1 protein-coding gene is annotated in these 241 nt (G+C 62.2%); it reads right to left on the reverse strand.

Annotated elements, in window-relative coordinates; translation table 11 throughout:
- On the reverse strand, window positions 1-234 hold a 234-nt coding region (locus tag KVT38_RS34090; protein ID WP_254639760.1), incomplete at its 3' end, for a winged helix-turn-helix domain-containing protein.
- Window positions 235-241: the final 7 nt, after the last annotated feature.

The following is a 241-nucleotide window of genomic DNA, read 5'->3' on the forward strand; positions in this document are numbered from 1 at the left end:
GATGAAGATCGAATAATGCGTCACATGCTTCTCCAGAAATAGGGCGAGTCCGAGCATATGATCGGGATAGTAGGCATATCGCAGCGCCCGCCGTCCGCCGCTGGACGCGTCGAGTCCGGCCGCGACCAACACCCCTTCGCGCTCCATGTCGGACAGAAACTTGCTGACCGTCGGGAAGCTGATGCCCAGCATCCGGCTGAGATCGACCTTCGTCAGGCGGCCGTGCGTCAGCAGCGCGGCG

This window comes from Cohnella sp. GbtcB17 (genome assembly GCF_019091135.1).
In the GTDB taxonomy this organism is placed as follows: Bacteria; Bacillota; Bacilli; order Paenibacillales; family Paenibacillaceae; genus Cohnella.